This window comes from Streptomyces xiaopingdaonensis (assembly GCF_000262345.1).
GTDB classification, from domain to species: Bacteria; Actinomycetota; Actinomycetes; order Streptomycetales; family Streptomycetaceae; genus Streptomyces; species Streptomyces xiaopingdaonensis.
In genome coordinates this window covers 72,102-95,793 of sequence record NZ_AJTQ01000063.1, presented here as the reverse complement: position 1 = coordinate 95,793, position 23,692 = coordinate 72,102, and the positions used below count along the sequence as shown (strand labels likewise).

General features: G+C 70.5%; 19 protein-coding genes and 2 tRNA genes. 9 read left to right on the top strand and 12 right to left on the bottom strand.

The genetic code is table 11. The features are described 5' to 3' along the window. Window positions 1-36 precede the first annotated feature (36 nt). Genes UWG_RS0105395 through UWG_RS0105385 form a run of 3 tightly spaced genes read left to right on the top strand, consistent with a single transcriptional unit; the run spans window position 37 to window position 3,031 of the window. Complete coding sequence (locus UWG_RS0105395; RefSeq protein ID WP_016906180.1) at window positions 37-975, top strand: ABC transporter ATP-binding protein; 939 nt, start codon at window positions 37-39, stop codon at window positions 973-975. Further along, the gene (locus tag UWG_RS0105390) at window positions 972-1,763 is read left to right on the top strand and encodes an ABC transporter permease (protein WP_016906179.1); all 792 of its coding nucleotides are present in this window, start codon (window positions 972-974) and stop codon (window positions 1,761-1,763) included. The genes UWG_RS0105395 and UWG_RS0105390 overlap by 4 nt, the downstream gene beginning before the upstream one ends. After that, a complete protein-coding gene (locus tag UWG_RS0105385; RefSeq protein ID WP_016906178.1) occupies window positions 1,760-3,031 on the top strand; it encodes a DUF6895 family protein in 1,272 nt (423 codons plus the stop codon). The genes UWG_RS0105390 and UWG_RS0105385 overlap by 4 nt, the downstream gene beginning before the upstream one ends. An 812-nt stretch (window positions 3,032-3,843) precedes the next feature. On the opposite strand, the gene UWG_RS0105380 is transcribed toward UWG_RS0105385, so the two are convergent. After that, complete coding sequence (locus tag UWG_RS0105380; RefSeq protein WP_016906177.1) at window positions 3,844-4,521, bottom strand: GntR family transcriptional regulator; 678 nt, start codon at window positions 4,519-4,521, stop codon at window positions 3,844-3,846. Window positions 4,522-4,663: 142 nt separating this feature from the next. Between UWG_RS0105380 and UWG_RS0105375 the strand changes: the two genes are divergently transcribed. The 4 genes from UWG_RS0105375 to madM all read left to right on the top strand — a co-directional run bounded on the left by UWG_RS0105375 (window position 4,664) and on the right by madM (window position 8,912). Then, on the top strand, window positions 4,664-6,049 hold the full coding sequence (locus UWG_RS0105375) for a malonyl-CoA decarboxylase domain-containing protein (protein WP_016906176.1): 1,386 nt from the start codon (window positions 4,664-4,666) through the stop codon (window positions 6,047-6,049). Then, complete coding sequence (locus UWG_RS0105370; RefSeq protein ID WP_016906175.1) at window positions 6,049-7,584, top strand: AMP-binding protein; 1,536 nt, start codon at window positions 6,049-6,051, stop codon at window positions 7,582-7,584. Before UWG_RS0105375 ends, UWG_RS0105370 begins: the two co-directional genes overlap by 1 nt. 160 nt (window positions 7,585-7,744) lie before the next feature. After that, a complete protein-coding gene (gene madL, locus UWG_RS0105365) occupies window positions 7,745-8,146 on the top strand; it encodes a malonate transporter subunit MadL (protein WP_029391189.1) in 402 nt (133 codons plus the stop codon). Window position 8,147: 1 nt separating this feature from the next. Next, window positions 8,148-8,912 (top strand): malonate transporter subunit MadM, encoded by a 765-nt coding sequence (madM, locus tag UWG_RS0105360; RefSeq protein WP_016906173.1) that lies wholly within the window; start codon window positions 8,148-8,150, stop codon window positions 8,910-8,912. A 160-nt stretch (window positions 8,913-9,072) separates the two neighbouring features. Here the strand turns inward: madM and UWG_RS0105355 are convergent. Next, window positions 9,073-9,145: transfer RNA gene (locus tag UWG_RS0105355), tRNA-Ala, on the bottom strand. 129 nt (window positions 9,146-9,274) lie between these two features. Here UWG_RS0105355 and UWG_RS0105350 point away from each other — a divergent pair. Both UWG_RS0105350 and UWG_RS0105345 read left to right on the top strand, forming a co-directional pair. Beyond that, window positions 9,275-9,826, top strand: a complete 552-nt coding sequence (locus tag UWG_RS0105350) for a helix-turn-helix domain-containing protein (RefSeq protein WP_016906172.1) — start codon at window positions 9,275-9,277, stop codon at window positions 9,824-9,826. A gap of 113 nt (window positions 9,827-9,939) precedes the next feature. Further along, window positions 9,940-11,160 (top strand): serine/threonine-protein kinase, encoded by a 1,221-nt coding sequence (locus tag UWG_RS0105345; protein ID WP_016906171.1) that lies wholly within the window; start codon window positions 9,940-9,942, stop codon window positions 11,158-11,160. 4 nt (window positions 11,161-11,164) lie between these two features. On the opposite strand, the gene UWG_RS0105340 is transcribed toward UWG_RS0105345, so the two are convergent. The 10 genes from UWG_RS0105340 to recF all read right to left on the bottom strand — a co-directional run bounded on the left by UWG_RS0105340 (window position 11,165) and on the right by recF (window position 23,687). Beyond that, entirely contained in the window at window positions 11,165-12,520 is a 1,356-nt protein-coding gene (locus UWG_RS0105340; RefSeq protein ID WP_016906170.1) for a hypothetical protein, read from the bottom strand. Then, complete coding sequence (locus UWG_RS0105335; protein WP_016906169.1) at window positions 12,517-14,457, bottom strand: vWA domain-containing protein; 1,941 nt, start codon at window positions 14,455-14,457, stop codon at window positions 12,517-12,519. Before UWG_RS0105335 ends, UWG_RS0105340 begins: the two co-directional genes overlap by 4 nt. 205 nt (window positions 14,458-14,662) lie before the next feature. After that, window positions 14,663-14,797, bottom strand: coding sequence for a DLW-39 family protein (locus UWG_RS33570; protein WP_016906168.1), 135 nt, complete (start codon window positions 14,795-14,797; stop codon window positions 14,663-14,665). Between the two features lie 365 nt (window positions 14,798-15,162). Beyond that, window positions 15,163-15,807 carry a dihydrofolate reductase family protein gene (locus tag UWG_RS0105325; RefSeq protein ID WP_016906167.1) on the bottom strand — a complete coding sequence of 215 codons (645 nt, stop codon included), beginning with the start codon at window positions 15,805-15,807 and terminating at the stop codon, window positions 15,163-15,165. Window positions 15,808-15,993: 186 nt separating this feature from the next. Then, a tRNA-Ile gene (locus UWG_RS0105320) sits at window positions 15,994-16,070 on the bottom strand. Window positions 16,071-16,162: 92 nt separating this feature from the next. Then, window positions 16,163-16,789, bottom strand: a complete 627-nt coding sequence (locus UWG_RS0105315) for a DUF3566 domain-containing protein (protein WP_029391188.1) — start codon at window positions 16,787-16,789, stop codon at window positions 16,163-16,165. 9 nt (window positions 16,790-16,798) lie between these two features. Beyond that, on the bottom strand, window positions 16,799-19,390 hold the full coding sequence (gene gyrA, locus UWG_RS0105310; protein WP_016906165.1) for a DNA gyrase subunit A: 2,592 nt from the start codon (window positions 19,388-19,390) through the stop codon (window positions 16,799-16,801). 50 nt (window positions 19,391-19,440) lie between these two features. Further along, window positions 19,441-21,516 (bottom strand): DNA topoisomerase (ATP-hydrolyzing) subunit B, encoded by a 2,076-nt coding sequence (gene gyrB / locus UWG_RS0105305; RefSeq protein WP_016906164.1) that lies wholly within the window; start codon window positions 21,514-21,516, stop codon window positions 19,441-19,443. Window positions 21,517-21,880: 364 nt separating this feature from the next. Beyond that, a complete protein-coding gene (locus tag UWG_RS0105300; RefSeq protein ID WP_016906163.1) occupies window positions 21,881-22,450 on the bottom strand; it encodes a DciA family protein in 570 nt (189 codons plus the stop codon). A gap of 121 nt (window positions 22,451-22,571) precedes the next feature. Then, window positions 22,572-23,687 (bottom strand): DNA replication/repair protein RecF, encoded by a 1,116-nt coding sequence (gene recF / locus UWG_RS0105295; protein WP_016906162.1) that lies wholly within the window; start codon window positions 23,685-23,687, stop codon window positions 22,572-22,574. Window positions 23,688-23,692 lie beyond the last annotated feature (5 nt).

The following is a 23,692-nucleotide window of genomic DNA, read 5'->3' as shown; positions in this document are numbered from 1 at the left end:
GAGCCGGGCGTTCCGACCGTCGAGAGGGAGGAAACAGTGGAGGCAGCACCGGCGTTCGAGGTCGTGGACCTCGTCGTCCGCTACGGGAAGGTGACGGCCGTCGCCGGCGTCTCCGTCGATTCGCCGCCGGGGCGCATCACCGCGCTCCTCGGGCCCAACGGAGCGGGCAAGTCCAGTCTCCTCGGGGTCCTCTCGACAGCCTCCCGCCCCGACGCGGGCCGGGTCCGCATCTTCGGGCACGACGTCGACGCGGCGCCGATGGCCGCACGGAGGCGGCTCGGCCTCGTCTTCCAGGAGCGCACGCTCGACAAAGAACTCTCGGTCGAACGCAACCTCTGGTTCCACGCCCGCCTCTTCGGGATGACGCGCTCCGACGCCCGGTCCAGGATCGCCCTCCTGCTCGGTCTCTTCGATCTCGCGGACCGCCGCCGCCAACCGGTCGAACAGCTCTCGGGCGGCCTCTCCCGCCGGCTGGAGATCGCCCGCGCCCTGCTGCACCGCCCCGGCCTGATCATCCTCGACGAGCCCACCAACGGCCTCGACCCCAGCGCCCGCAGCACCGTGTGGACGGACCTGCTGAGGCTGCGTACCGAACTCGGCGTCACCGTGCTCTACTCCACGCACTACATGGACGAGGCCGAGTACGCCGACGAGATCGTCATCCTCCAGCAGGGCAGCGTCGTGAGACGCGGCAGTCCCGAAGAGCTCAAGGACGGCCTCGACTCCTCCCGCATCCTCGTCTCCTGCGCGGACCCCGCCGACCACGGCACCGCCGAACAGCAGCTCCGCGCAGCCGGGTTCTCCACGCTCAGCGAGGCGGGCGGCCTCGCGGTGCACTGCGCGGAACCGGAGACGAGGATCGCCGAGGTGGTCCGCGTCCTCGACGTCCCGGGGCTCACCGTCTCGGTGCGCCACCCCTCCCTCAACGACGTCTACCTCGCCGCTGCCGGACAGGAGAGTGCGAGCCCCCGATGACCGCAACCGCCGCACCGGCGCCCGCCGAGGAGACCGTTCTCTCCGTCTCCCTCCGGGCCGTCGCCGTGATCGCCCACCGGGACCTGCTGCGCCAGGTCAAGCGCCCCGGGGTGCTCCTCAGCCAGGGCGTGCAGATCCTCTTCTTCGTCCTCGTCTACGCGGTCGGCTTCGACGGCATGATCGGCAGCGTCGGCGGCGTGCCGTTCAGCGCGTACGTCTTCCCAGGCATCGTCGCCATCCAGGTCGTCTCGATCGGTGTCGCCTCCGGCCAGACCTATGCCTGGGACCGGGAGTTCGGCGTGCTCAGGGAGCTCCTCGTCGCGCCCGTGCCACGGATCTGCCTGCCGCTCGGCAAGGTCGTCGCCGGGGCAGGGATGGTCACGGTGCAGAGCGCGCTGATGCTCGCCTTCGCGCCACTGATGGGGCTGGAGCTGACACCGGTGCGGTACGCCGCCGCGGTGGGGTGCTACGCGCTCGCCGCGACCGTCTTCAGCGTCATCGGCCTCTGCCTCGCCACGGTGATCAAACGGATGCAGACCCTCCAGGCGACGGTCCAACTCGCCATGTTTCCCATGCTGTTCCTCTCGGGCTCGGTCTTCAGCGCGGCGGACGCACCCGTCTGGCTCGCGGCGGTGATGCACCTCAATCCGATGACGTACGCCGTCGACCTCGCCCGGCAGACTCTTCTCGGCGGGCACGGCCTGCTCGTGTGGTGGGCCGATCTCGCGGCGCTCGGTGCGATCCTCTGCGGCGTCCTCCTTCTGTTGCGGGCGAGGAGCGGCAAGTGACGGCACCACCGTGCGCCTCGTGGCCGCAACTCCCGTATCACGCGGGCTCCTTCTCGGCGCGGCGAACGGAGCAGGAAGCCGCGGCCGAGGTTCTGGCGGGGGCACTGGGCTGGTTGGAGCGGTATGCGGAGTGGTTTCGTCCACAGCGGTGGGAGGAGCTGCTGCCGGCTCGCCCCTTCCGGCCGGGGCCTCTCCTCGAACTCCTCGGTCTTGTCCGTCTCCTCCGGCGCAGCCGTGTTCTCCCCGGAGGAGAGACGCTGGCCGGTCGGGCGCTCGATCTGGCCGAAGAGGTCGCCGTCGAGGACGACTTCGCGGCCGGTCTCCGTCGCGCCGACGCGCTGATGCCGTACCACGTCAACCTCGTGGGCCTCCTCGGCGCGCTCGGTCGCCCCCTGTCGGACTTGCACTCCGCGGCGCAGTCGCTCGTCACGGCGGGCGCCGGCGGACATCACCTGCCGTACAAACCCGCACTCAACCGCCTGGAGCTCCGCTACTTCCTCGACCGCGGCGGCTTCACCGCCCCGCCGTCCCTCCCTGCACCGGCGGAGCTGTACGCGCACACCCTCGCAGCGCAGGGCCCGCACGTCCTCCACCTCGGTGACGACGAGACGTACGCGCTCACCCATGTCCTCTTCTATACAACGGACTTCGGCGCCACGACGGGCCCGCCCGCAGCGGAACCCCACCCGGCGCGACTGCGCCAGTGCGTCCGCACGCTGCTGGGTGTGTACCTCGCCCGCGGCAGCCTCGATCTCGTCGCCGAGCTTCTTCTGTGCGCGACCGTACTCGGCGGGGCACCCGACCCGGCCGCCGCCTCTCGGTTTGCGTGGAACACCCTCCGCACAGCTCAGCGCCCCGACGGCGCAGTGCCGAGCCCCGTCCATCTGCACTCCCGGTGGCAGGAGTTGCGGCACGACCGTGCCGACGCGTACCTCTTCGGCACCTGCTACCACACCACGCTGGCAGCAGCCCTGGCTGCCGCCGTCCTCCTGGAGCGCCCCCGCCCACCGCAGCCGCGCACCGGCACGTCGACACCCTGTCCGCCACCGCCCGCGTCCCCGGACGCCCTCGCGTCATGGCTCGACGACGCTCGCCACGCATGCGAACCAGCCGCTCTCCAGGCGTACTTGCCGTCCGCACTGGTCCTGTGCGTCCAGGCACGCGACGCCCCTCTCCTGCGTCGGTCCCTCGACGCAGCGGAGGCGGCCGGACTCGCCGCCCACTTCTTGGTCCGCGAAGCCGCGGCCCTCGCCCGCTGCCTGCGGTAGCCGGCGGCCGAAGCCGCGGCGACGGCCGGCTCTTCGGTGCTCAACGCGGCGAGTCAAGCGAACGTTGACGCTCAAGGAAAACGCCCGCCGAACGGGCCAGCTTCCCGGTAGCCCTACGTACGTCCAATGCCCAAAAAACCAACGCCGAGGAACTTCCCCACATACCCGCTGCCCAACAGGCGAGCCCAATTGCCCACCGAGTCGGTGAGCACCACCACACCCACCACCCAGCCCTGGCCCCGCGGACCGCAATCCTCACCCGCTGTTGACGGAAACCCGCCGACCGGCGCCCAGTCCGCGCCCCTCGCCCCCGGGCACGAGCGGCCGTCGGCAAACGAAGAACTTCTGCCAAACGGCCGACTCCCGCGTCAGCCCCACGTCCGCGGGTGGGCAAAGGGCACGTGAAGAGGGCGTTCACACCATGCCGTCGAGCCGACGCGGTCGCCAACCACTCCGACTGCCCGGCGAATCGGTGAGCGTCACACCGTCCCCAGCACCGTTGACACGACAACAGCCGCCTGCCAACCGAATCAGTTCCCCGCCGACCCCGAGCCCGCCGAATACGTCAGGGCACACGAAGAGCACGGCACCCACCATGCCCGCTGAGCCAACACACGACCACGCCGGCGAAGCGGCGAGCGACACACTCACCGACCCCGCCCGTTGAACGACGACTCCCCAGTCCGCAGACGCGCTCCCCGAACCGTCGTACCGCACCCCTCACAGCACAGGACACCCTGACCAAGCGCAACGAGAAAGCCACCCGACGACCCCACCCCCTGGCGCCACGGCTCCCCGCGCGAACACGCTCCTCATTCCCCCCGCCCCGCCGGCTCGGTGAGGTGCTTCCAGGTGTGCACGAGCTGGCTGAACTCCTTGACCTGGACGAGCACATGGTCACGAGCGGCGTTCTCGGCAGCCTCCGCGTCCCCTGCCGTGATGGCCGCAGCGATCTCGCGGTGCTCTCCGAGCGAGCGGCGCATCCGATCGGGTACGCGCAACTGCAACCGCCGGTAAGGCTGGAGTATTCGCTTGAGCGCCTGCGTCTGCTGGCGCAGGTACTCGTTGCCGCAGGAGTCGTAGACGACGTCGTGGAACCGGGCGTTGGCGTAGTAGTAGCGGTCCGCGTCGCCGGCCGCCGCGTGCTCGGCGCACTCGTGCAGCGTGCGCGCGAGGTCGTCGAGGGCCTCCTGCGCGATGCGTCGGGCGGAGAGCCGCGCCGCCATCCCCTCCAACTCGGCCATCACCTCGAAGCGTTCCCCGAGTTCGGAGACGCTCAGCTCCGTGACGTAGGTGCCCTGCTTGGGACGAATCTGGACGAGTCCGGAGCGCTGCAAGGTCTGGAGCGCCTCCCGGACCGGAGTGCGGGAACATCCGAACTCCCGCTCCAGCAGGGTGGGATCGAGCCTTTCACCGGGACGGTAACGGCCGTTGATGACGGCGTTCTCGAGCGCGTCCCGCACACGTTCGGCTTCCGGTACTCGCGCCATGTGCACCTCCGAACGCCCAGGTTATCCGGCTCCCGGGGGTAGAAGATCCGACTCATGTGTTCTACGGTGCCGCAGTTATATACATCACAACCGCTGATGTATGCACAGACCCGTGCGGTCGAGGACAGGGAGAGGACCGTCCATGGAACAGCACGACGGTTGGCTGCTGGCCGACCTGTTCCAGGCTCTCGGACGACGGCGCGACGGCGCACCCGAGCCCGGCGAGCCGGACTCCGCGCTGGAGCAACTCATCGCCTCCTGCGAGGTGTTGATGAGCGACGTCGGCGAGGCGTCGATGCGCGCGGTGGCGGCGCGCGCCCTCGCCGCCTACGGCGAGCTCGACGACGACGGCCGGCGGGCCTTCTTCGCCCACGTCACCCGCACCTACGACGTCGACGCCGACCAGGTCCGCTCCGCCTTCCACCGGTGGGAGACCGCCAGACAGGCCGGCTCCCACGGGGAGGCCGAACTCGTGCGCCTCTTCGACGCCGTCGAGCCCGCCCGCCAACAGCTCCTCCGGCGCATGAACCACGCACCCGGTGCGACGCCCGCACTCGTCGACATGCGCGCCGACCTGCGCCGGCTGATGCGCGACCGCCCCGAACTCCGCCCGCTCGACCACGACTTCCTCCACCTGCTCACCTCGTGGTTCAACCGCGGCTTCCTCCGCATGGCCGAGGTCACGCCCGACTCGCCCCCCGACCTCCACACGCACCTGCTCCAGCACGAGCGGGTCCATCCGATGGCCGACCACGAGGAGCTCAGGCGCCGCCTGCAACCGGCGGACCGCCGCATCTTCGCCTTCTTCCACCCGGCGACCGGCGACATGCCGCTGGTCTTCGTCGAGGTCGCGCTGGTACGCGGACTGCCCCGGCACATCGCCCCGTTGCTGGACCCGGGCCCGGAGATCGACCCCGCGAGCGCGGACACCGCGGCCCTGTACTCGATCAACAACGCGCTGGACGGGCTCGCCGGCGTCTCCTTCGGCAGCTTCCTCATCAAGCAGGTCATCGAGCAGGTGGGGGAGCAACTCCCGCACCTCACCCAGTTCGCCACGCTCTCGCCGATCCCCGGGTTCCGCCGCTGGCTGCTGGAGCAGGCCCCGCACGAGCCGGAACTCGAACGACTTGCCGCGGAGTTGGAGACGTCAGCGGGCACCTGCGCCCTCGCCCCGCCCGACCTGGAACGGATGCGCTCCCTGCTGCTGCCGGTGCTCGCCCGGTACATCGCGCGCGAACGTCGCGACGACGGCCGCCCCGTCGACGCGGTCGCCCGTTTCCATCTCGGCAACGGCGCCACCGCCTGGGAGCTGAACTGGCCGGCGAACACCTCCCCCGAGGCGTGGGAACAGTCGTACGGCGCGATGGTCAACTACCGCTACGAACCGGACCGGTTGGAGCGTCAGCACGAGGAATTCGTCCGCCGCCGCACGGTCGCGGTCGGCGGCCCGTTGCAGGACGTCCTCCCGGAGACCGAGCCCCCGCGGCCCCACGCGACGGAGCCGGGGAGCGAGAAAGGAACACCCTGATGTCACCCTTCACCACCATCCACCGGTCCTTCGTCGAGCAGACGGAACAACGGCCGGACAAGGCGCTCTTCGAGCTGCCCGACGGGCGGGGCATCACCTACCGCGAGACCGCGGAGACGGTCCAGCGCGTCGCGGCCCGCCTCGTCGCCGACGGCGTCTCACCGGGGGACCGAGTCGCGGCCCAGGTGCACAAGTCGCCGGAGGCGATCGCGCTGTATCTGGCGACCCTGCAGGTGGGCGGGGTCTTCCTGCCCCTCAACACCGCCTACACCGGCAACGAGACGGAGTACTTCCTCGGCGACGCCCAGCCGCGCGTGCTGGTGTGCGCGCCGGAGCGCGAGGCGGAGCACGCCCGGCGTGCACAAGAGGGCCTCGTCATCGAGACACTGGGCGTCTCCGGCGACGGCAGCCTCCTCGGCGACGCCGCCCGCCGCACGGAGACGTACGAGGCGTCGGCCGACGACCCCGCCGCGATCCTCTACACCTCGGGCACCACCGGGCGCTCCAAGGGCGCCGTACTCACCCACGGCAACCTCGCCTCCAACTGCCGTGCGCTGCTCGACTCCTGGCAGTTCACCGCGGACGACCGGCTCATCCACGCCCTGCCGATATTCCACATCCACGGACTCTTCGTCGCCGCGAACATGGCTCTCACGGCCGGTGCCTCCCTGTACTTTTTGCCCAAGTTCGACGCCGACGCGATCGTCGACCTGTTGCCCCGGGCCACGGTGCTGATGGGGGTGCCCACCTTCTACACCCGCCTGCTCAGGCACCCGGGACTCACCGCCGAGGCCTGCGCCGGAATGCGGCTCTTCGTCTCCGGCTCCGCGCCCCTCCTCGCCAGCGACCACGAGAGCTTCGCGGCCCGTACCGGCCACGCGATCCTCGAGCGCTACGGCATGACGGAGACGGGCATGAACACCACCAACCCGTACGAGGGCGGGCCGCGCAAGCCCGGCACCGTCGGCAAGCCGCTCCCCGGCACGGAGATCCGCGTGGTGGACGCCGAAAGCGGAGAGCCGCTGCCCGACGGCGAAGTGGGCAGCATCGAGGTCCGCGGCCCCAACGTCTTCACCGGTTACTGGCGCCTCCCCGAGAAGACCGCCGCCGAGTTCCGCGCGGACGGCTTCTTCGTCACCGGCGACCTCGGCCGCGTCGACGAGGACGGCTATCTGTGCCTCGTCGGCCGCGGCAAGGACCTGGTGATCACCGGCGGGTACAACGTCTACCCCAAGGAGATCGAGGAGTTGCTCGACGCCCACCCCGGGGTGGTGGAGTCCGCCGTGATCGGTGTGCCCCACCCGGACTTCGGCGAGACGGTCGTCGCCGTCGTCGTCCCCACGCCCGGTGCGCAGCCCGCCGCCGAGGAGCTGCGCGAGTTCGTCGCCGGCGACCTGGCGCGGTTCAAGCATCCGCGGGCGGTGCGCGTCGTCGAAGCGCTGCCGCGCAACGTCATGGGCAAGGTGCAGAAGGCCGAGCTGCGCAAGCGCTACGAAACCCTGTTCGCGCCCCCGGAGTCCCCCGCGGACGCCTGACCCGGCGAGCGGAACGGCGCGACGTCGGGGGACGCGACCTCCCCAGAACGGCAGGACATCGCTCACGCCCCCACGAGGGAGACGCGAGCAACGCGAAGAACACGCAGAACAGGGCCTGTTGGGCCCTCATCCTCTGAAGTCTCTCAGTGTGGAGAAGACGATGGTTCTCTATGGAGTGGCAGCGCTGGCGGTGTGCATGCTGGCGGGCACGCTCGTCGGCGAACTGCTCGGTATCGCCGTCGGGGTCGACGCCAACGTGGGCGGAGTCGGCTTCGCCATGATCATGCTGGTGCTCGCCGCCCACTGGCTCCGGGGCAAAGGCAAGTTCCCCGAGCCGACCGAGCAGGGGGTGCTCTTCTGGTCGGCGATGTACATCCCGATCGTCGTCGCCATGGCCGCCACCCAGGACGTGGCGGGTGCGATCGCCGGCGGGCCGATGGCGATCCTGGCCGGGCTCGGCGCCGTCGCGGTCGGAGCGGCGCTGGTACCGGTACTGGCGCGAATAGGCAGCCCTGCCGAGCCGCTGCCGCCGCAGGACGCCGACGAGAAGCAGGAGGTCTGAAGTGGACGCGCTCGTCTCCGTCTTCGAGGAGAACGACCTGGTCGTGGCCTTCGCACTCGTCGGCGGCCTGATGCTGGTCTCCGGTTGGCTGTCGAAGAAGCTGAGCCGCGGTCGCCTGCACGGCTCCGCCATCGCCATCCTGCTCGGCCTGGTACTCGCCTACGTGGGCGGCACCGTGACGGGCGGCGAGAAGGGGATCGCCGACTTCGCCGTCTTCTCCGGGGTCGGTCTGATGGGCGGCGCGATGCTGCGGGACTTCGCGATCGTCTCCACCGCCTACGGCGTCGACCTCAAGGAGATCAAGCGGGCCGGGCTCTCCGGTGCGCTGTCGATCGTGCTGGGCGTGGTGCTCTCGTTCGTGGTCGGCGTGGTCATCGCCGCCTTCTTCGGCTACACGGACGCCGCGTCCCTGGCGACGATCGGCTCCGGGGCCGCCACCTACATCGTCGGTCCCGTGACCGGTACGGCGGTGGGGGCGAGCTCGGACGTGATAGCGCTCTCCGTCGCCGCAGGGCTGGTGAAGTCCGTGGTGGTGATGGTCGGAACCCCGCTCATCGCCCCGCTCATCGGCCTGAACAACCCGAAGTCGGCGATGGCCTTCGGGGGCCTGCTGGGCACCACCTCGGGAGTGGCCGGCGGCCTCGCGGCCACCGACAAGCGCCTCGTCCCGTACGGCGCCATGACGGCCACCTTCTACACGGGCGTCGGCTGCCTCCTCGGCCCGTCGCTGCTGTACGTGACGCTCCGCGCGGTCCTCGGCGGCTGATCCCGCGGGCCCGGCGCCGTCGCGGAGAGCCGAGCGGCCGCTGCTCTCCGTACCGTTCACCGAGTCGCGGAAGCATCCGGCACCCCGGGACCACGGCGCCGCGACGAGCACGAAGAGCCCCTCGGGCTGCGTTCCCGCAGCCCGAGGGGCTCTTCCGACGTGGAGCCTAGGGGAGTCGAACCCCTGACATCTGCCATGCAAAGACAGCGCTCTACCAACTGAGCTAAGGCCCCGTGACGGCAACCTTACCCGGTCCGGGGAACGAATTCCGACCGGGTATCGCCGCGGCCCTTTCCTGCTCCGTAGGATGCCACGCAAGTTCGCGTCAGCGAAGTGACGTAGGGGAGTCCAGGGGAGCCGTGATGGACGCAGCGCAGCAGGAAGCCACCGCAAAGGCGCGGGAGCTTCAAAGCCAGTGGTACGGGGAGCCGTTGGGGACTCTCTTCCGCAGGCTCATCGACGACCTCGGGCTCAACCAGGCACGCCTCGCCACCGTCCTCGGACTCTCCGCACCGATGCTTTCGCAGCTGATGAGCGGGCAGCGAGCAAAGATCGGCAACCCGGCGGTCGTCCAGCGGGTGCAGGCCCTCCAGAGCCTCGCGGCCGAGGTCTCGCAGGGCGAGGTCTCCGCGGCGGACGCCACACGGCGGATGGACGAGATCCGCCGCACCGCGGGCGGCAGCGTCCTCAACCACACGGCGCAGACGGCCTCTTCGGGCGCCTCGCAGACCCCTGTGAAGCGCGTCGTCCGGGAGATCCAGGCGCTGCTGCGCTCCGTCTCCGACGCCGCCGACATCCTCGACGCCTCCGCAGCACTCGCGCCCACGCACCCGGAGCTGGCAGAGTTCCTCCGGGTCTACGGCGCGGGCCGCACCGCCGACGCCGTCAAGCACTACGAGTCCCACCAGAGCTGAGCCGCCGGCGCCCCCTTCGGCACCGTACGAACCCGGAGCACCGCAGGGCGCCGGCGAGCCCGGCGGCCGGAGGGCCACCGCAGCAACGAGACAGGGGAGCGGGCAGCAGAACGATGGGTGAGATCTTCGCCGGACGGTACGAGCTGGTGGATCCGATCGGCCGGGGCGGAGCCGGCGCCGTGTGGCGGACGTGGGACCACAGGCGCCGCCGGTACGTCGCAGCAAAGGTGCTGATGCAGAGCGACGCGGGCACGCTGCTGCGGTTCGTCCGCGAGCAGGCCCTCCGCATCGACCACCCGCACGTGCTCGCACCGACGAGCTGGGCCGCCGACGACGACCAGGTCCTCTTCACGATGGACCTGATCGGCGGCGGCTCGCTCGCCCATCTCCTCGCCGACTACGGTCCGTTGCCGCCGCGGTACGTCTGCACCCTCCTCGACCAGCTCCTCGCCGGACTCGACGCCGTCCACGCCGAGGACGTCGTGCACCGCGACATCAAGCCGGCGAACATCCTCCTGGAACCCACCGGAAAGGGCCGCCCGCACCTGCGCCTCTCCGACTTCGGCATCGCGATGCGCAAGGGCGAGCCCCGCCTCACCGAGACGCAGTTCGTGCTCGGCACCCCCGGCTACTTCGCACCCGAGCAACTCCTGGGCGCGGAACCCGACTTCCCCGCCGACCTCTACGCCGCCGGCCTCGTCGGCCTCTACCTCCTCACCGGCGCCAAGCCCGACGCACAGGCGCTGACGGAGCAGTACACGCACGGCGTCCCACCCGCACCGCAGGGCGTCCCCGAGCCGCTCTGGCAGGTCCTCGGCCACCTGCTCCACCCGGACCCGCGCAGCCGCTTCCGCTCCGCCACCGGCGTCCGCAAGGCCCTCGCCGGCGTCCCCGAACTCCTTCCGCCGGAGACGGCGCCGGACCAGGAGGAGATCGAGGTCTTCGACCAACTCCCCCAGCTCCCCGAGGGGTTCGACGCACAGGGCCCCAGCGCCGCCGACGCGGAGGACCCGTCGCAGACGGGCAGTTTCCACCTCGCCCCGCCGAACAGCCACGCCGAGCAGCAACCCGCCGCACCGCAGGGCCAGTCGACGCCCTCACCGCCACCGCACCCGCCCACACCGCCCTCCCACGCCGCGCCGCTCGGCACGCCGGGCGGCGCCCCTGCAGTGCCGCAACAGCCCTACGTACAGGCCTCGTTCGGAACCGCAGGGCCACCCGTCGCCCCCGCCGGCGAACGACGCCCGGGACCGCCCCCGAAGGTCGCGATCCCGGTGTTCCTCGCCGCGCTCGTCTGCCTCGCCGTCGGCGTCTGGGCGCTGGCGACGGGCTGAACGGCTAACTCCGGGGCGGGTAGGGGCCGTTCGGCCCGTACCCGTACGGAGGCCCGGCGCTCCGACTCCCCGCCGCGCGCCGGCGGGCGACCAGCACCCAGGCTCCGAGCCCCACGAGCAGCGCGGTTCCGACGCCGATGCCCGCGTAGCCGAGCAGCGACCGGTCGGCCGACTCCTCGGCCTGCGCGGCCGTCTGGCCCTTGGCCGCCTGCTCGCGGTCCGAGTCGTCGACGCCGAACCCCGCCTCGTGCGGGTCCTCCCGGTAGGAGGGCGTCTCGGCCTGCTTCCCCTTGACCTCCATGCGCAGGGTCACGGGCGCGGCGGCGCCGTCGAAGTACTCCTCCAGCTCGGGTGAGGCCGTGACGGCGACGTAGTGCCACCCGGCGACCTGGGCGCCCTTCGCGTCGTCGTCGAAGCGGTTGGCGTAGGTGACGTTCGCCGTCTGCCGCTGGATCGCGGCCGACTCGCCACGGTACGACTCCCAGACGGAGTCCCCCATGCGCATCCGCGCCGGGTTGTAGAGCTGCACGCCGAACGCGTCGAAGACGGTGCTGGGGAGCCGCTTCTCGGCGTCGGCGCCGGCCTCGGCGTTCGCCAACTCCACGCTGACGTTGAGCCGTTGGCCCCAGTCGACGGGGACGCGGTAGTAGCGCGTCTCGGCGGGCTTCAGCCGGTCCTTCCACACGCCGTCGCCGAGGCTGCGCGCCGCGCCGAAGCCCAGTCCGCCGCGGGCTTTCCGCGGCTCGCCCGTGACGTCGGGGGCAGGGCTCTCCTCGGCGTCCGCGGAGTCGGCTCCGGAGGGCGGATCGCCCTTGAGGCCGGGCTCGGACATGTAGCGCACCTCCAGCGGCCACGCACCCGGGTCCGAGAGGGCGCTGCTCTTGCGCCCGACGGAGAGGAGATACGGGCCGCGCTGCTGGCACTTGTCGTCCTCACCGACGATGCGGCTGACGGTGCCGGTGAGCGGGTGCGTCGTGCCGTCGCCGGTGAAGTTGACCTTCGTGGGGAGCACGGAACCGCACCGATCGCCGTCGACGGTGGTGAGCTGGAGCTCCAGCCCGTCCTCCAGCTTCTTGATCTTCTGCCCGGGCTTCGGGGCCGCCGTCACCGAGAGGTAAGCGTGCGAGGTGCCGTCGAGGTTGACGGTGTAGTACCTCTGCTCGTTGCGCTCGATGGCGTCCCGATAGGTGCCGGGCGTGAGCGCGGGGCCGTCCCCGCTGGTCTTCGCGCCGGTCACGCGCTCGGCTGCCGCGTCGAGCGCGTACCCCGCAGCACCGCCGTCCGCCGTCGCCTGGCCCGCCGTCGCCGCGAGGACGCCGAGCGTGAGGGAAGCGGTGGCGCACGTGCGTATGTTCCTCATCGGAAGTCTCCGTTCGTCGGGCCGACGTTCCTCGTCCGCCTCCGGGCCAGCAGGTACCAGGCGCCGAGTCCGCCGAGGAGCACCGCACCTGCGCCCCCCGCGACGGCCGCGACGGTGCCGCGTCCCCGACCACCGTCGTCCGCGGCCGAGTCGTCGCCGGCGGCGTTCGACGTGTCGGCTGCCGCCTCGTGTTGGGGCCCCGACTTCGCCTTCCCCTTGACGTCGAGGCGGAGGACGATGCCGATCTCCGGGTTCTCGGCGATCTTCGCGGCGTCCGGGCCGAGAGTGACGGCGAGGTAGTACTCCCCGTCGGTGTTGACGGCGCGGACCTGCTTGTCGCTCTCGTACCTGTTCGCCCAGGAGACCGGCACGGTGCCGGCCGAGAGGCGAGCGGGGCGCCCGTCGTACCGTCCGCTCCCGTCGAGCGCCGAGTCGTTGTCGATCGGGAAGCGGTTCGGCGAGTACAGGTCGGTGGCGATCCGGCTGCGTTCGCTGCTGTGGCCTTCGACCGTTGGCTCGTTGCTGAACTCGACGTCGTAGCGCACCTGTTGACCCCATCCGGCCGGTACGCGGTACCAACGGGTCTGCGCCGGAACCAAGGTGTCGCGCCAGACGCCGCTGGTGACCTTGCGCGCGTCGTTGAACCCGGTGCCGCCCCGCACCTTCTTCGGCTGCGCCTGCGGGAGCCGCGCCTGCGGGCCCGCCGCGGCGCCCAGCTCCGTCTGCGCGCCTGCCGGCTGCACGCCGTCGCCGAGGGGCGCCTCGACGGTGTAGGCGAGCTCGATGGGCCAGTCGCTGTCCCGGCCCTCGCCGCCCACCCGGACCCCGGCCCGCCGCTCGACGGAGACCAGGTACTCGCCGGCGCCGCGGTCGCAGGATCCGGAGGTCTGCACGTCGTCGGGGACGCGGTGGGCCGCGGCGACGAGAGGCGCGGCGCCCTCGTCCTGGCCCATGGTCCTGGTGACGCGCTTGCAGTGCGCCTTCTTGCCGGGTCCGTAGATCTGGAGCCGCAGGCCGTCGCTTCTGGAGATGTCCATGCCGGAGTTGGGCACCCCGGTGACGCTGAGCGAGTTGGTGGACTTCTCGTCCATCTCCACGCGGTACCAGCGGGTCTCGCGCGGCCCGATGGTGTCGACGTACTGGCCGCTGCCGGCGTCGAGTCGGGCCGCCTTGTCGCGGTCGAGGCCGCCGGTGAGGCGCTTCCCGTCGAGCCGGTACGCGTCGGCCGAGGTGCGGGCCGCGCGCTGAAGCTGGCGGGCGAGCGCGTCGGCGTCGGGGGCGTCGTAGTAGCTGCCCTTGCCCTTCTCCGCGACGCAGCTCAGCTGCTTCCGCGCCGTTCCGCCGACCTGGAAGCCGATGACGTCGATCCGCAGGTCGACGCCGTTCTCGGCGAGCTCCTCCGCGGCTTCGCACGGCGGCGGCGCGTTGCAGTTGTCCTCGCCGTCGGAGATCAGCAGGACGGTGCGCTTCCCGATCGTGCCGGAGGGCGCCTCGGGGAGGTCCTGGGCGGCTTTGCGGAGCGAGAGCCCGATGGGAGTGTCGCCCTTCGGGCGGACCTTGGCGACCGCCTTCTTCAGCCCGTCCCTGTCGAGCGGTGCGACGGGTTCGGCGAGGCGGGTGTCGGTGCACCCCTTGTTGCGGTCGGCGCCGTAGAGGCGCAGCCCCGTGGGGTGCCCGTCGGGCAGCGCGTCGACGACGGTGCCGACCGCCTTCCGCGCCGAGGTGATCCGGCTCTGTCCCGAGCCGTCGTCGTCGGCCATCGACCCCGAGGAGTCGAGCACCATCACGAGTGAACTCGCCTTTCCGTCCGCGACGTTCGTCGCGGCTGCCGTGCCCCCGGGCCCCGCCGTCTGCGCCGTCCCCGGCCCCGCGGTCGCCCCCACCACGAGAAGGGCGCCGAGTACGGCCCCCGACGCGCGTCTGCCCAACCGGTCCATCGCCGTCTCCCCCTGCACTCACGACTCGTCCTGCACTGCGCAAGGACCGTAAGACTTTGCAGTAGCACACTTCAAGAGGGGAGCGCGTCACGGTACTGCAACAGGCCCCGAAAACAGGAGAGTTGAGCTCCCTCACCACCGGACCCGGACATGAGAGAGCCCCGACCGCCGAGGCGGTCGGGGCTCCGTCGGAAACCTCGCGGCGTCACACGCCGGAACCTGCGGACACGGAGTCGGTCGCCTCCGTCCACAGATCCTGCTCGGCGCGATCCGCCTGGATCTGCCTGTACACGAGGAGGCCACCGATCGCGGCCAGTGCGACCAGGAAAAGCTTCTTCACCGCGCTACCTCGTCATTCCTAGACGTTGGGACCTGACTGCCGCCCGATGATACCCAAACAGGTTCTCGGCAGGGGCGGTCGGCAGTGCCGGAAATCCCGCACTCCTCACGGGAACCGCACAAGCCGCCCGAACGTACGCCAGCCGCGTACGACGGACGCCCCGACCTGCCGGTCGGAGTCTCGGCGACCGCGAGGCCGGCACGGCTTGCACCTGCGGCCCCATCCTTGTCAGGTCGGTCGTCCCGAGGGAGCGATCCCGGCGGATCAGTCGAACGTCACCGGCCGGTTTGCGAGAGCGCTCGACCGGCCGCGGTTGACGTCGAGTGGCGATGTCGCTCCGGCGGCTGCCGCATCGGAACGGCTCCTCACTTGCGCCAGAACAGGTGGTGCGTCACGCCGCTCGGACTGGGCACGACGTCGAGGTGGAAGCGGTCGCGCAGTTCGTCGGGGGATTCCCAAAGCTTCGTCCCGGACCCGAGCCTCAACGGCGTGACCGTCACATGCAGGGTGTCGACGAGGTCCGCGTCGAGGAACTGCCGGACGGTGGTGGCCCCGCCGCCGAGTCGGACGTCTTTGCCCTCCGCCGCCTCCCGGGCCCGTGCGAGGACCGCGGCAGGGTCGCCGTCGACGAAGTGGAACGTGGTGTCGGAGAGCGTGAACGACGGGCGCGGGTGGTGCGTCATGACGAACACCGGGGTGTGGAACGGCGGCTCGTCTCCCCACCAGCCCTGCCACTCGTGGTCCGGCCAGGGCCCGCGCTGAGGACCGAACTTGTTGCGGCCCATGATTTCGGCTCCGATGTTGTGGGTGAAGTCCCGCGTGAAGTAGTCGTCGAGTCCGCGGGTGCCGCCGGGGTCGGTGCGGTTGGGGAAGCTCGCCGTGGCACCGGCCCAGGCCATCAGGACCGCTGGATCGGCGTGGCCGAACGGCCTTTCCAGGCTCTGGTTTTCACCGGCACCGAACCCGTCGCTCGAGACGGTGAAGTTCTGGACCTTCAACAGCTGGTTCACGTGGCTCCTCCTGTGTGGTCGGTGAGAGGTAGACCACCGGGACCGGAAGAACTCATCGCCGTGCCAGTGGACAACGCGGAGCCCTGTGCTCGAAGAAGCGACCCGGCACTGCCCGTGCTGGTACGGCAGATGTCAGCCGTGGATGCGAAAAGGTCCCAGCCGAACTCGACTGGGACCTTTTCGCGCTGGTGGGGCTAACAGGACTTGAACCTGTGGCCTCATCCTTATCAGGGATGCGCTCTAACCATCTGAGCTATAGCCCCTTGCCGCACGGAAAGATTAGCGCACTCGCGGCTGTGCCCCAAATCGCTTCCGCTGCGACCCCCGCGCCCCGCCACCAGGCGGGACGCGGGGACTACTCGTCCTCGGCGAGCGTCAGCTCGACACCGCCGACGAAGCCGGCCGAGAGGTTGTAGATGAACGCCCCCAGCGTCGCCAGCGCCGTCGCGAGGACGACGTCGATGACGGCGATCAGCGAGGTGAAGAGGAGCACCCGCGGCAGCGAGAGGAAGGACTCCAGGTCGAAGCCGCTGCTCCCCTCGGAACCCGTGGCCTGGCTGATCGTGCTCCCGATGGTGGAGAAGACGCCCATCGCGTCCATCACCATCCACAGCACCGCGACGGCGACGACGGTGCAGACGCCGAGCGCGATCGAGAGCAGGAAGCTGACCTTCATCACCGACCACGGGTCGGCTTTCGCCACCCGCAGTCGGGCCTTGCGCGTCCGCGGCACCGTCCGCGCGCCCGTCCGCGGACGGCGCACCCCCTGGGTGCCGGACTGACCGCCGGACTGCCCTCCGCCGCTCTCCTGCTGCGGCGGCTGGGCACCGGGGGCGCCGCCCTGGGCTCCGACGGACTGACCGCCGCCGGTGTGCTGCCCCTCGACGGGCGGCGCACCGGCCGGCGGCGCGGGATACGCCCGCGGCGGGTGGTGCGGTGGGGGCTGAGGCTGGGCCTGCGGCTGAGGCTGAGCACCACTCACGCCCTGCTCCTATTCGTCCTCGCTCGGCGACTCCGGTTCCTCCCCGGACCCGGCCGCCTCCACTTCCTCGGCTTCGCGACCGGCCTCGGCGTTGCGTGCAACCCCTACGACCGCATCCTTCTTGCCCAGGTTGATCAGTTGGACGCCCATGGTGTCACGGCCGGTTTCCCTGACCTCGTCGACCCGCGTACGGATCACGCCGCCGCCGAGCGTGATGGCGAGGATCTCGTCCGTCTCCTCCACCACCAGCGCGCCCACGAGCGAACCCCGATCCTCCACGATCTTCGCGGCCTTGATGCCGAGCCCACCGCGCCCCTGAACGCGGTAGTCGTCCACGTCGGTGCGCTTGGCGTAACCGCCGTCGGTGGCGGTGAAGACGAACGTACCCGCCCGGACGACGTTCATCGAGAGGAGTTCGTCCCCCTCGCGGAAACTCATCCCCTTTACGCCGGAAGTCGCCCTGCCCATCGGCCGGAGCGAGTCGTCGGACGCGGTGAACCTGATCGACTGCGCCTTCCTGCTCACCAGCAGCAGATCGTCGTCGGACGAGACGAGTTCGGCGCCGATCAGCTCGTCGTCGCGGCCGTCCTCCATCTGTCGGAGGTTGATCGCGATGACGCCGCCCGAGCGCGGTGAGTCGTAGTCCTTGAGCGGAGTCTTCTTCACCAGGCCCGACTTGGTGGCCAGGACCAGGTACGGCGCCGCCTCGTAGTCCCGGATGGCGAGGATCTGCGCGATCTCCTCGTCGGGCTGGAAGGCGAGCAGGTTGGCGACGTGCTGGCCGCGTGCCTCGCGGCCGGCGTCCGGGAGTTCGTACGCCTTGGCCCGGTAGACGCGCCCCTTGTTGGTGAAGAAGAGGAGCCAGTGGTGCGTGGTGGAGACGAAGAAGTGGTTGACGATGTCGTCTTCCTTCAACTTCGTTCCGCGTACGCCCTTTCCGCCGCGCTTCTGCGCCCGGTAGTCGTCGGTCTTGGTCCGCTTCACATAGCCGCCACGGGTGATCGTGACGACGATGTCCTCCTCGGCGATCAGGTCCTCGATGGACATGTCGCCCTCGAAGGGGATCAGTTGGGTGCGCCGGTCGTCGCCGTACTTGTCGACGACCGCGGTGAGCTCGGCGCCGATGATCTCGCGCTGCCGCTCCGGCGAGGCAAGGATCGAGTTGTACTCGTTGATCTTCGCCTGGAGGTCGTCGTGCTCCGAAGTGATCTTCTGACGCTCCAGCGCGGCGAGGCGGCGCAGCTGCATCTCCAGGATCGCGTTCGCCTGGATCTCGTCGATCGTCAGCAGACCCATCAGGCCCTCGCGCGCGACGTCCACCGTCTCGCTGCGGCGGATGAGCGCGATCACCTCGTCGATCGCGTCGAGCGCCTTGAGGAGGCCGCGCAGGATGTGCGCCCGCTCCTCGGCCTTCCGCAGGCGGTAGCGCGTGCGGCGGACGACGACGTCGATCTGGTGGCTCACCCAGTGCCGGATGAAGGCGTCGAGCGAGAGCGTCCGCGGGACCCCCTCGACGAGCGCGAGCATGTTGGCGCCGAAGTTGGTCTGCAGATCGGTGTGCTTGTAAAGGTTGTTGAGGACCACCTTGGCGACGGCGTCCCGCTTCAGCACGATCACCAGGCGCTGGCCCGTCCGCGAGCTGGTCTCGTCGCGGACGTCCGCGATACCGCCGACCCGCCCGTCCTTCACCAGGTCGGCGATCTTCAGCGCGAGGTTGTCCGGGTTGACCTGGTAAGGGAGCTCGGTGACGACGAGGCACTGGCGTCCTTGGAACTCCTCGACCTCCACCACGGCGCGCATGGTGATCGACCCGCGCCCGGTGCGGTACGCCTCCTCGATCCCGCTGCGGCCGACGACGAGCGCGCCCGTCGGGAAGTCGGGGCCCTTGATGCGCTCGATCAGCGCGTCGAGGAGCTCCTCGTTGCTCGCTTCCGGGTGGTCGAGGAACCACTGCGCACCGGCGGCGACCTCGCGGAGGTTGTGCGGCGGGATGTTCGTCGCCATGCCGACGGCGATGCCCGCAGAGCCGTTGACGAGGAGGTTGGGGAACCGCGAAGGCAGGACGGTCGGCTCCAGGCTGCGGCCGTCGTAGTTGTCCTGGTAATCGACGGTTTCCTCGTCGATGTCCCGCAGCATCTCCATGGCGAGCGGGGCCATCTTGCACTCGGTGTACCGCATCGCGGCCGCCGGGTCGTTGCCGGGCGAGCCGAAGTTGCCGTTGGAGTCGACCAGCGGCATCCGCATCGACCAGGGCTGCGCGAGCCGCACGAGTGCGTCGTAGATCGAGGAGTCGCCGTGCGGGTGGTAGTTGCCCATGACGTCGCCGACGACGCGGGCGCACTTGTAGAACCCCTTCTCGGGGCGGTAGCCGCCGTCGTACATCGCGTAGAGCACACGGCGGTGCACCGGCTTGAGGCCGTCGCGGATGTCCGGAAGCGCACGGCTCACGATCACGCTCATCGCGTAGTCGAGGTACGAGCGCTGCATCTCGGTCTCGAGACTCACCGGATCGACGCGGGCGCCCGCATCGGTGTCGACGACGACGTCGGTCGGCGCGGTCTCCGGGTTGTCCTCAGGGGGTGTGGGGGTCTCGTCGGCCATTGCTCAGATCAAGTCCTTCTGCTGTGTACGTCGCGTCGTTCGGGCCGACGTCAGATGTCGAGGAACCGGACGTCCTTGGCGTTGCGTTGGATGAACGAGCGCCGTGCCTCCACGTCCTCGCCCATGAGGATGGAGAACAGGTCGTCGGCGGCCGCGGCATCGTCGAGCGTGACCTGGCGCAGGACGCGGTGCTCGAGGTCCATCGTCGTGACGCGGAGCTCCTCGGCGTTCATCTCGCCGAGGCCCTTGAACCGCTGGACCGAGTCGTCCTTGATCCGCTTGCCCTGCTCGCGGCCGAGCGAGATCAGGCTGTCGCGCTCGCGGTCGGAGTAGGCGTACTGGTACTCGTCCCTGGACCACTTGATCTTGTACAGCGGCGGCTGCGACAGGAAGACGTGGCCGGCCTCGACGAGCGGGCGCATGAAGCGGAACAGCAGCGTCAGCAGCAGGGTGTTGATGTGCTGGCCGTCGACGTCGGCGTCGGCCATCAAGATGATCTTGTGGTACCTGAGCCGCTCGATGTCGAAGTCCTCGTGGATACCGGTGCCGAACGCGGAGATCAGCGCCTGGACTTCGGCGTTCTGGAGGACCTTGTCGATCCGGGCCTTCTCCACGTTGAGGATCTTGCCGCGGATCGGGAGGATCGCCTGGTACTCGGGGTCGCGCCCGGACTTCGCCGAGCCGCCCGCCGAGTCGCCCTCGACGATGAAGATCTCGCACTTCGCGGGGTCGTTGGACTGGCAGTCCGACAGCTTGCCGGGAAGCGACGCCGTCTCCAACAGCCCCTTGCGGCGCGTGAGATCACGAGCCTTGCGCGCGGCGACCCGGGCCGTCGCGGCCTGGATGCCCTTGCGGATGATGTCCGACGCCTCGTTGGGGTTGCGGTCGAGCCAGTCGGCGAAGTTCTCGTGGACCACCTTCTGCACGAAGGTCTTCGCCTCGGTGTTGCCGAGCTTGGTCTTGGTCTGGCCCTCGAACTGCGGCTCCCCGAGCTTCACCGAGACGATCGCGGTGAGCCCCTCGCGGATGTCCTCACCCGTGAGGTTGTCGTCCTTCTCGCGGAGCAGCTTCTTGTCGCGCGCGTACCGGTTGATCAACCCGGTCAGCGCCGCTCTGAAGCCCTCCTCGTGGGTGCCGCCCTCGTGCGTGTGGATGGTGTTGGCGAAGGAGTAGACGCCCTCGCTGAACTGGTTGTTCCACTGCATCGCGACCTCGACCGAGAGCAGCCGCTCCGGGTCCTCGGCCTCGAAGTCGATCACCGACGGGTGGACGAGCTCGCCCTTGCGGGAGTTGAGGTAGCGGACGAAGTCCGAGATGCCGCCCTCGTAGTGGTAGGTCACCGAGAGCTGATTGCCCTCCTCGTCGACGCGCTCCTCGCGCTCGTCGGTGAGGGTGATGGTCAACCCCCGGTTGAGGAAGGCCATCTCCTGGAACCGGCGCGCGAGCGTCTCGAAGGAGTAGTCCGTGGTGTCGAAGATGTCCGGGTCCGCCCAGAACGAGACACAAGTGCCCGTGCTTTCGGTCTCCTCGTTCCGTTGGAGCGGAGCCGTCGGCGTCCCGAGCTTGTAGTCCTGCGTCCAGCGGTAGCCCTCGCTCCTGACCTCGACGGACAGCCGCTGCGACAGGGCGTTCACCACGGAGACGCCGACACCGTGCAGACCGCCGGAGACGGCGTACCCACCGCCGCCGAACTTGCCGCCCGCGTGCAGGACGGTGAGCACGACCTCGACGGCCGGCTTGTTCTCCGACGGGATGATGCCGACGGGGATACCGCGGCCGTCGTCGATGACGCGGACGCCGCCGTCCGCGAGGAGCGTCACGTCGATCGTGGTCGCATGCCCGGCGAGGGCCTCGTCGACGGAGTTGTCGACGACCTCCTGTACGAGGTGATGAAGACCACGCTCGCCGGTCGACCCGATGTACATGCCCGGCCGCTTCCGGACGGCCTCCAGGCCCTCGAGAACCGTGATCGCGCTTGCGTCGTACGACGATTCGGGGTGCTCGCGATCGACGGGAGGCACCGGCTCGGTCGGCTGCGGGGGCGCCTCGGCACCCTCGGACGGGTTCTGTTCTGTTTCGTTGAGATCGCCGGAATCGGCCACGAAGCGCCCTTTCTGGCACAGCACAGGCCGTCTCCAGGAGAGTCACCAGGACAAGGCGGAGCGGCTGCGTCGTTCGACATGTTCCGCAACGGGGCGGCTGCCCTCCAGTGTACCGGTGCCGACGATGTGAATGGGGGTTTGCCGGTACCTGAGCCTGCATGTGCCGCCCTCAACTGCCTTGCGCCGACTCCCTATATGCGGACCGGGGGGCGGAGAGGCTCACACGGGCGCTCAGAGCTTCGAGCCGGTTTCGTTCCGTCAACGCCCGTGCGACGTGAGCGGCGTCACTCTCGCCTCACGGAGTGCAGCCGTGCACTTACACAACGTCTCCGCCGCCCCCGTCCCGTACTCCCCTACGGCCGCGCCGAGTCGGCGACGCGGGCAGGTCTCATCCGTAGGTGTCACCAGGGCCCTTGCTCCCCGGTGCGCGCAGCGGGCCGGGGCTGCGCCGGGGAGCCTCGGGCCCGCGTACGCGCAGGACGCGCACGGTGCCGTGGCCGAGGTCCTCGTTGAGTCGGGCCACCAGTCTCGGGGCAAGCAGCCGCAGTTGGGTCGCCCACGCCGTGGAGTCGCAGCGGACGCCGAGGACGCGCTCCGCCTCGTCGAAGTGCTGCGGCTCGCAGTGCTGCGCGATCTCGGCCCCGACGATCTGCGGCCACCGCCCCATGACGCCGCCGACCGCGGCCGGAGTCTCCCAACCGCGCTCGGTGACGAGGCGCTGCACCGCCGCACCGAGGGGCAGGGGGTCGCGCCCGTCGCGGCGCGCGCCGGAGCGCAACCCGCCGCCCCTTCGCGCCTGCTTCTTCTGCTGCGCCGCCGCACCCCGTTCGCGCGCACGCTCCTTCGCGGCACGCAGCGCCACCCTGGCGAGATCGACGCCGGACGGCTCCGGCACGGGCCGGCCCTCCGGGTCCGGCGCACGCCCGCCGTCGGACGCCGCCTCCTCCTCGGAGCTCACGCGCTCCACCTTCCGCCGACGGTTCCGCACCGGACGGCACACCCTACGAGCACGCTCCACCGCACGCACGACGCCGAACCACCGTGCGCCGCACGGGAAACGGGGACGTCCGGGCCGCGGTTCACCAGCGCTCCACCCCGTCGCCCGACACCCGGAACCTCCGCCCGTCGAGCACCTCGGGCACGTCCTCCTCCACGGCGGCCGTCACGAGCACCTGCTCGCCGCCGGCGACGAGTTCGGCGAGGCGGTTCCTGCGCTTGGTGTCGAGCTCGGCGAAGACGTCGTCGAGGACGAGCACCGGCTCGTTCCCCTCGCTCTTGAGCAGCTCGTACGAGGCGAGCCGCAGCGCCAGCGCGAACGACCAGGACTCGCCGTGGCTCGCGTACCCCTTCGCCGGCAACTCGCCGAGCGCGAGCAGCAGATCGTCGCGGTGCGGACCGACGAGCGTGACGCCGCGCTCCACCTCCTGCTTGCGCGCCTCGGCGAGGGCGGCGAGGAGGCCGTCGTACAGCTCCTGCCTGCTGCCGCCCGAGACCGAGCCCCGGTACTCGAGGCCGACGGGGCCGCCGCCGGGCGCGAGGCCGTCGTACGCCTTCGCGACAAGCGGGGAGAGGTCGTCGATCAGTTCCATCCGCTGCGCGAGCAACTCCGCGCCGTGGCGCGCCACATGCTGGTCCCAGACGTCGAGCGTGGAGAGGTCGGCGCCCTTGCCGCCGTGCCGCCGTGCCATCGCCGCGGACTTGAGCAGGGTGTTCCGCTGCTTCAGCACGCGGTCGTAGTCGGCGCGGACGCCTGCGATGCGGGGCGAGCGGGCCGTGACCAGCTCGTCGAGGAAGCGGCGGCGCTCGCCCGGGTCGCCCTTGACGAGGGAGAGGTCCTCGGGCGCGAAGAGGACGGTGCGCAGGATGCCGAGGGCGTCGCGGGGCCGCACCTGCGAAGAGCGGTTGATCCGGGCGCGGTTGGCCTTGCCCGGGTTGATCTCCAACTCGACCTGCTGCTGCCGGTCGCCCTGGCGCACCAGGGCGCGGACGACGGCACGCTGCGCCCCGCTGCGCACCAGCGGCGCGTCGCTCGCGACACGGTGGCTGCCGAGGGTCGCGAGGTAGCCCACCGCCTCGACGAGGTTGGTCTTGCCCTGGCCGTTCGGGCCGACGAACGCGGTGACGCCGGGGGCGAGTTCGACGTCGACGGCGCGGTGGGAGCGGAAGTCGGCGAGCGAGAGATGGGTCACGTGCACGCTGC

What these genes read in the sequence shown, in the direction of transcription:
- UWG_RS0105390 (WP_016906179.1), top strand. Translation starts at nt 972, where the DNA reads ATGACCGCAACCGCCGCACCGGCGCCCGCCGAGGAGACCGTTCTCTCC.
- UWG_RS0105380 (WP_016906177.1), bottom strand. Translation starts at nt 4,521, where the DNA reads ATGGCGCGAGTACCGGAAGCCGAACGTGTGCGGGACGCGCTCGAGAAC.
- UWG_RS0105375 (WP_016906176.1), top strand. Translation starts at nt 4,664, where the DNA reads ATGGAACAGCACGACGGTTGGCTGCTGGCCGACCTGTTCCAGGCTCTC.
- UWG_RS0105370 (WP_016906175.1), top strand. Translation starts at nt 6,049, where the DNA reads ATGTCACCCTTCACCACCATCCACCGGTCCTTCGTCGAGCAGACGGAA.
- madL (WP_029391189.1), top strand. Translation starts at nt 7,745, where the DNA reads ATGGTTCTCTATGGAGTGGCAGCGCTGGCGGTGTGCATGCTGGCGGGC.
- UWG_RS0105350 (WP_016906172.1), top strand. Translation starts at nt 9,275, where the DNA reads ATGGACGCAGCGCAGCAGGAAGCCACCGCAAAGGCGCGGGAGCTTCAA.
- UWG_RS0105345 (WP_016906171.1), top strand. Translation starts at nt 9,940, where the DNA reads ATGGGTGAGATCTTCGCCGGACGGTACGAGCTGGTGGATCCGATCGGC.
- UWG_RS0105340 (WP_016906170.1), bottom strand. Translation starts at nt 12,520, where the DNA reads ATGAGGAACATACGCACGTGCGCCACCGCTTCCCTCACGCTCGGCGTC.
- UWG_RS0105335 (WP_016906169.1), bottom strand. Translation starts at nt 14,457, where the DNA reads ATGGACCGGTTGGGCAGACGCGCGTCGGGGGCCGTACTCGGCGCCCTT.
- gyrA (WP_016906165.1), bottom strand. Translation starts at nt 19,390, where the DNA reads ATGGCCGACGAGACCCCCACACCCCCTGAGGACAACCCGGAGACCGCG.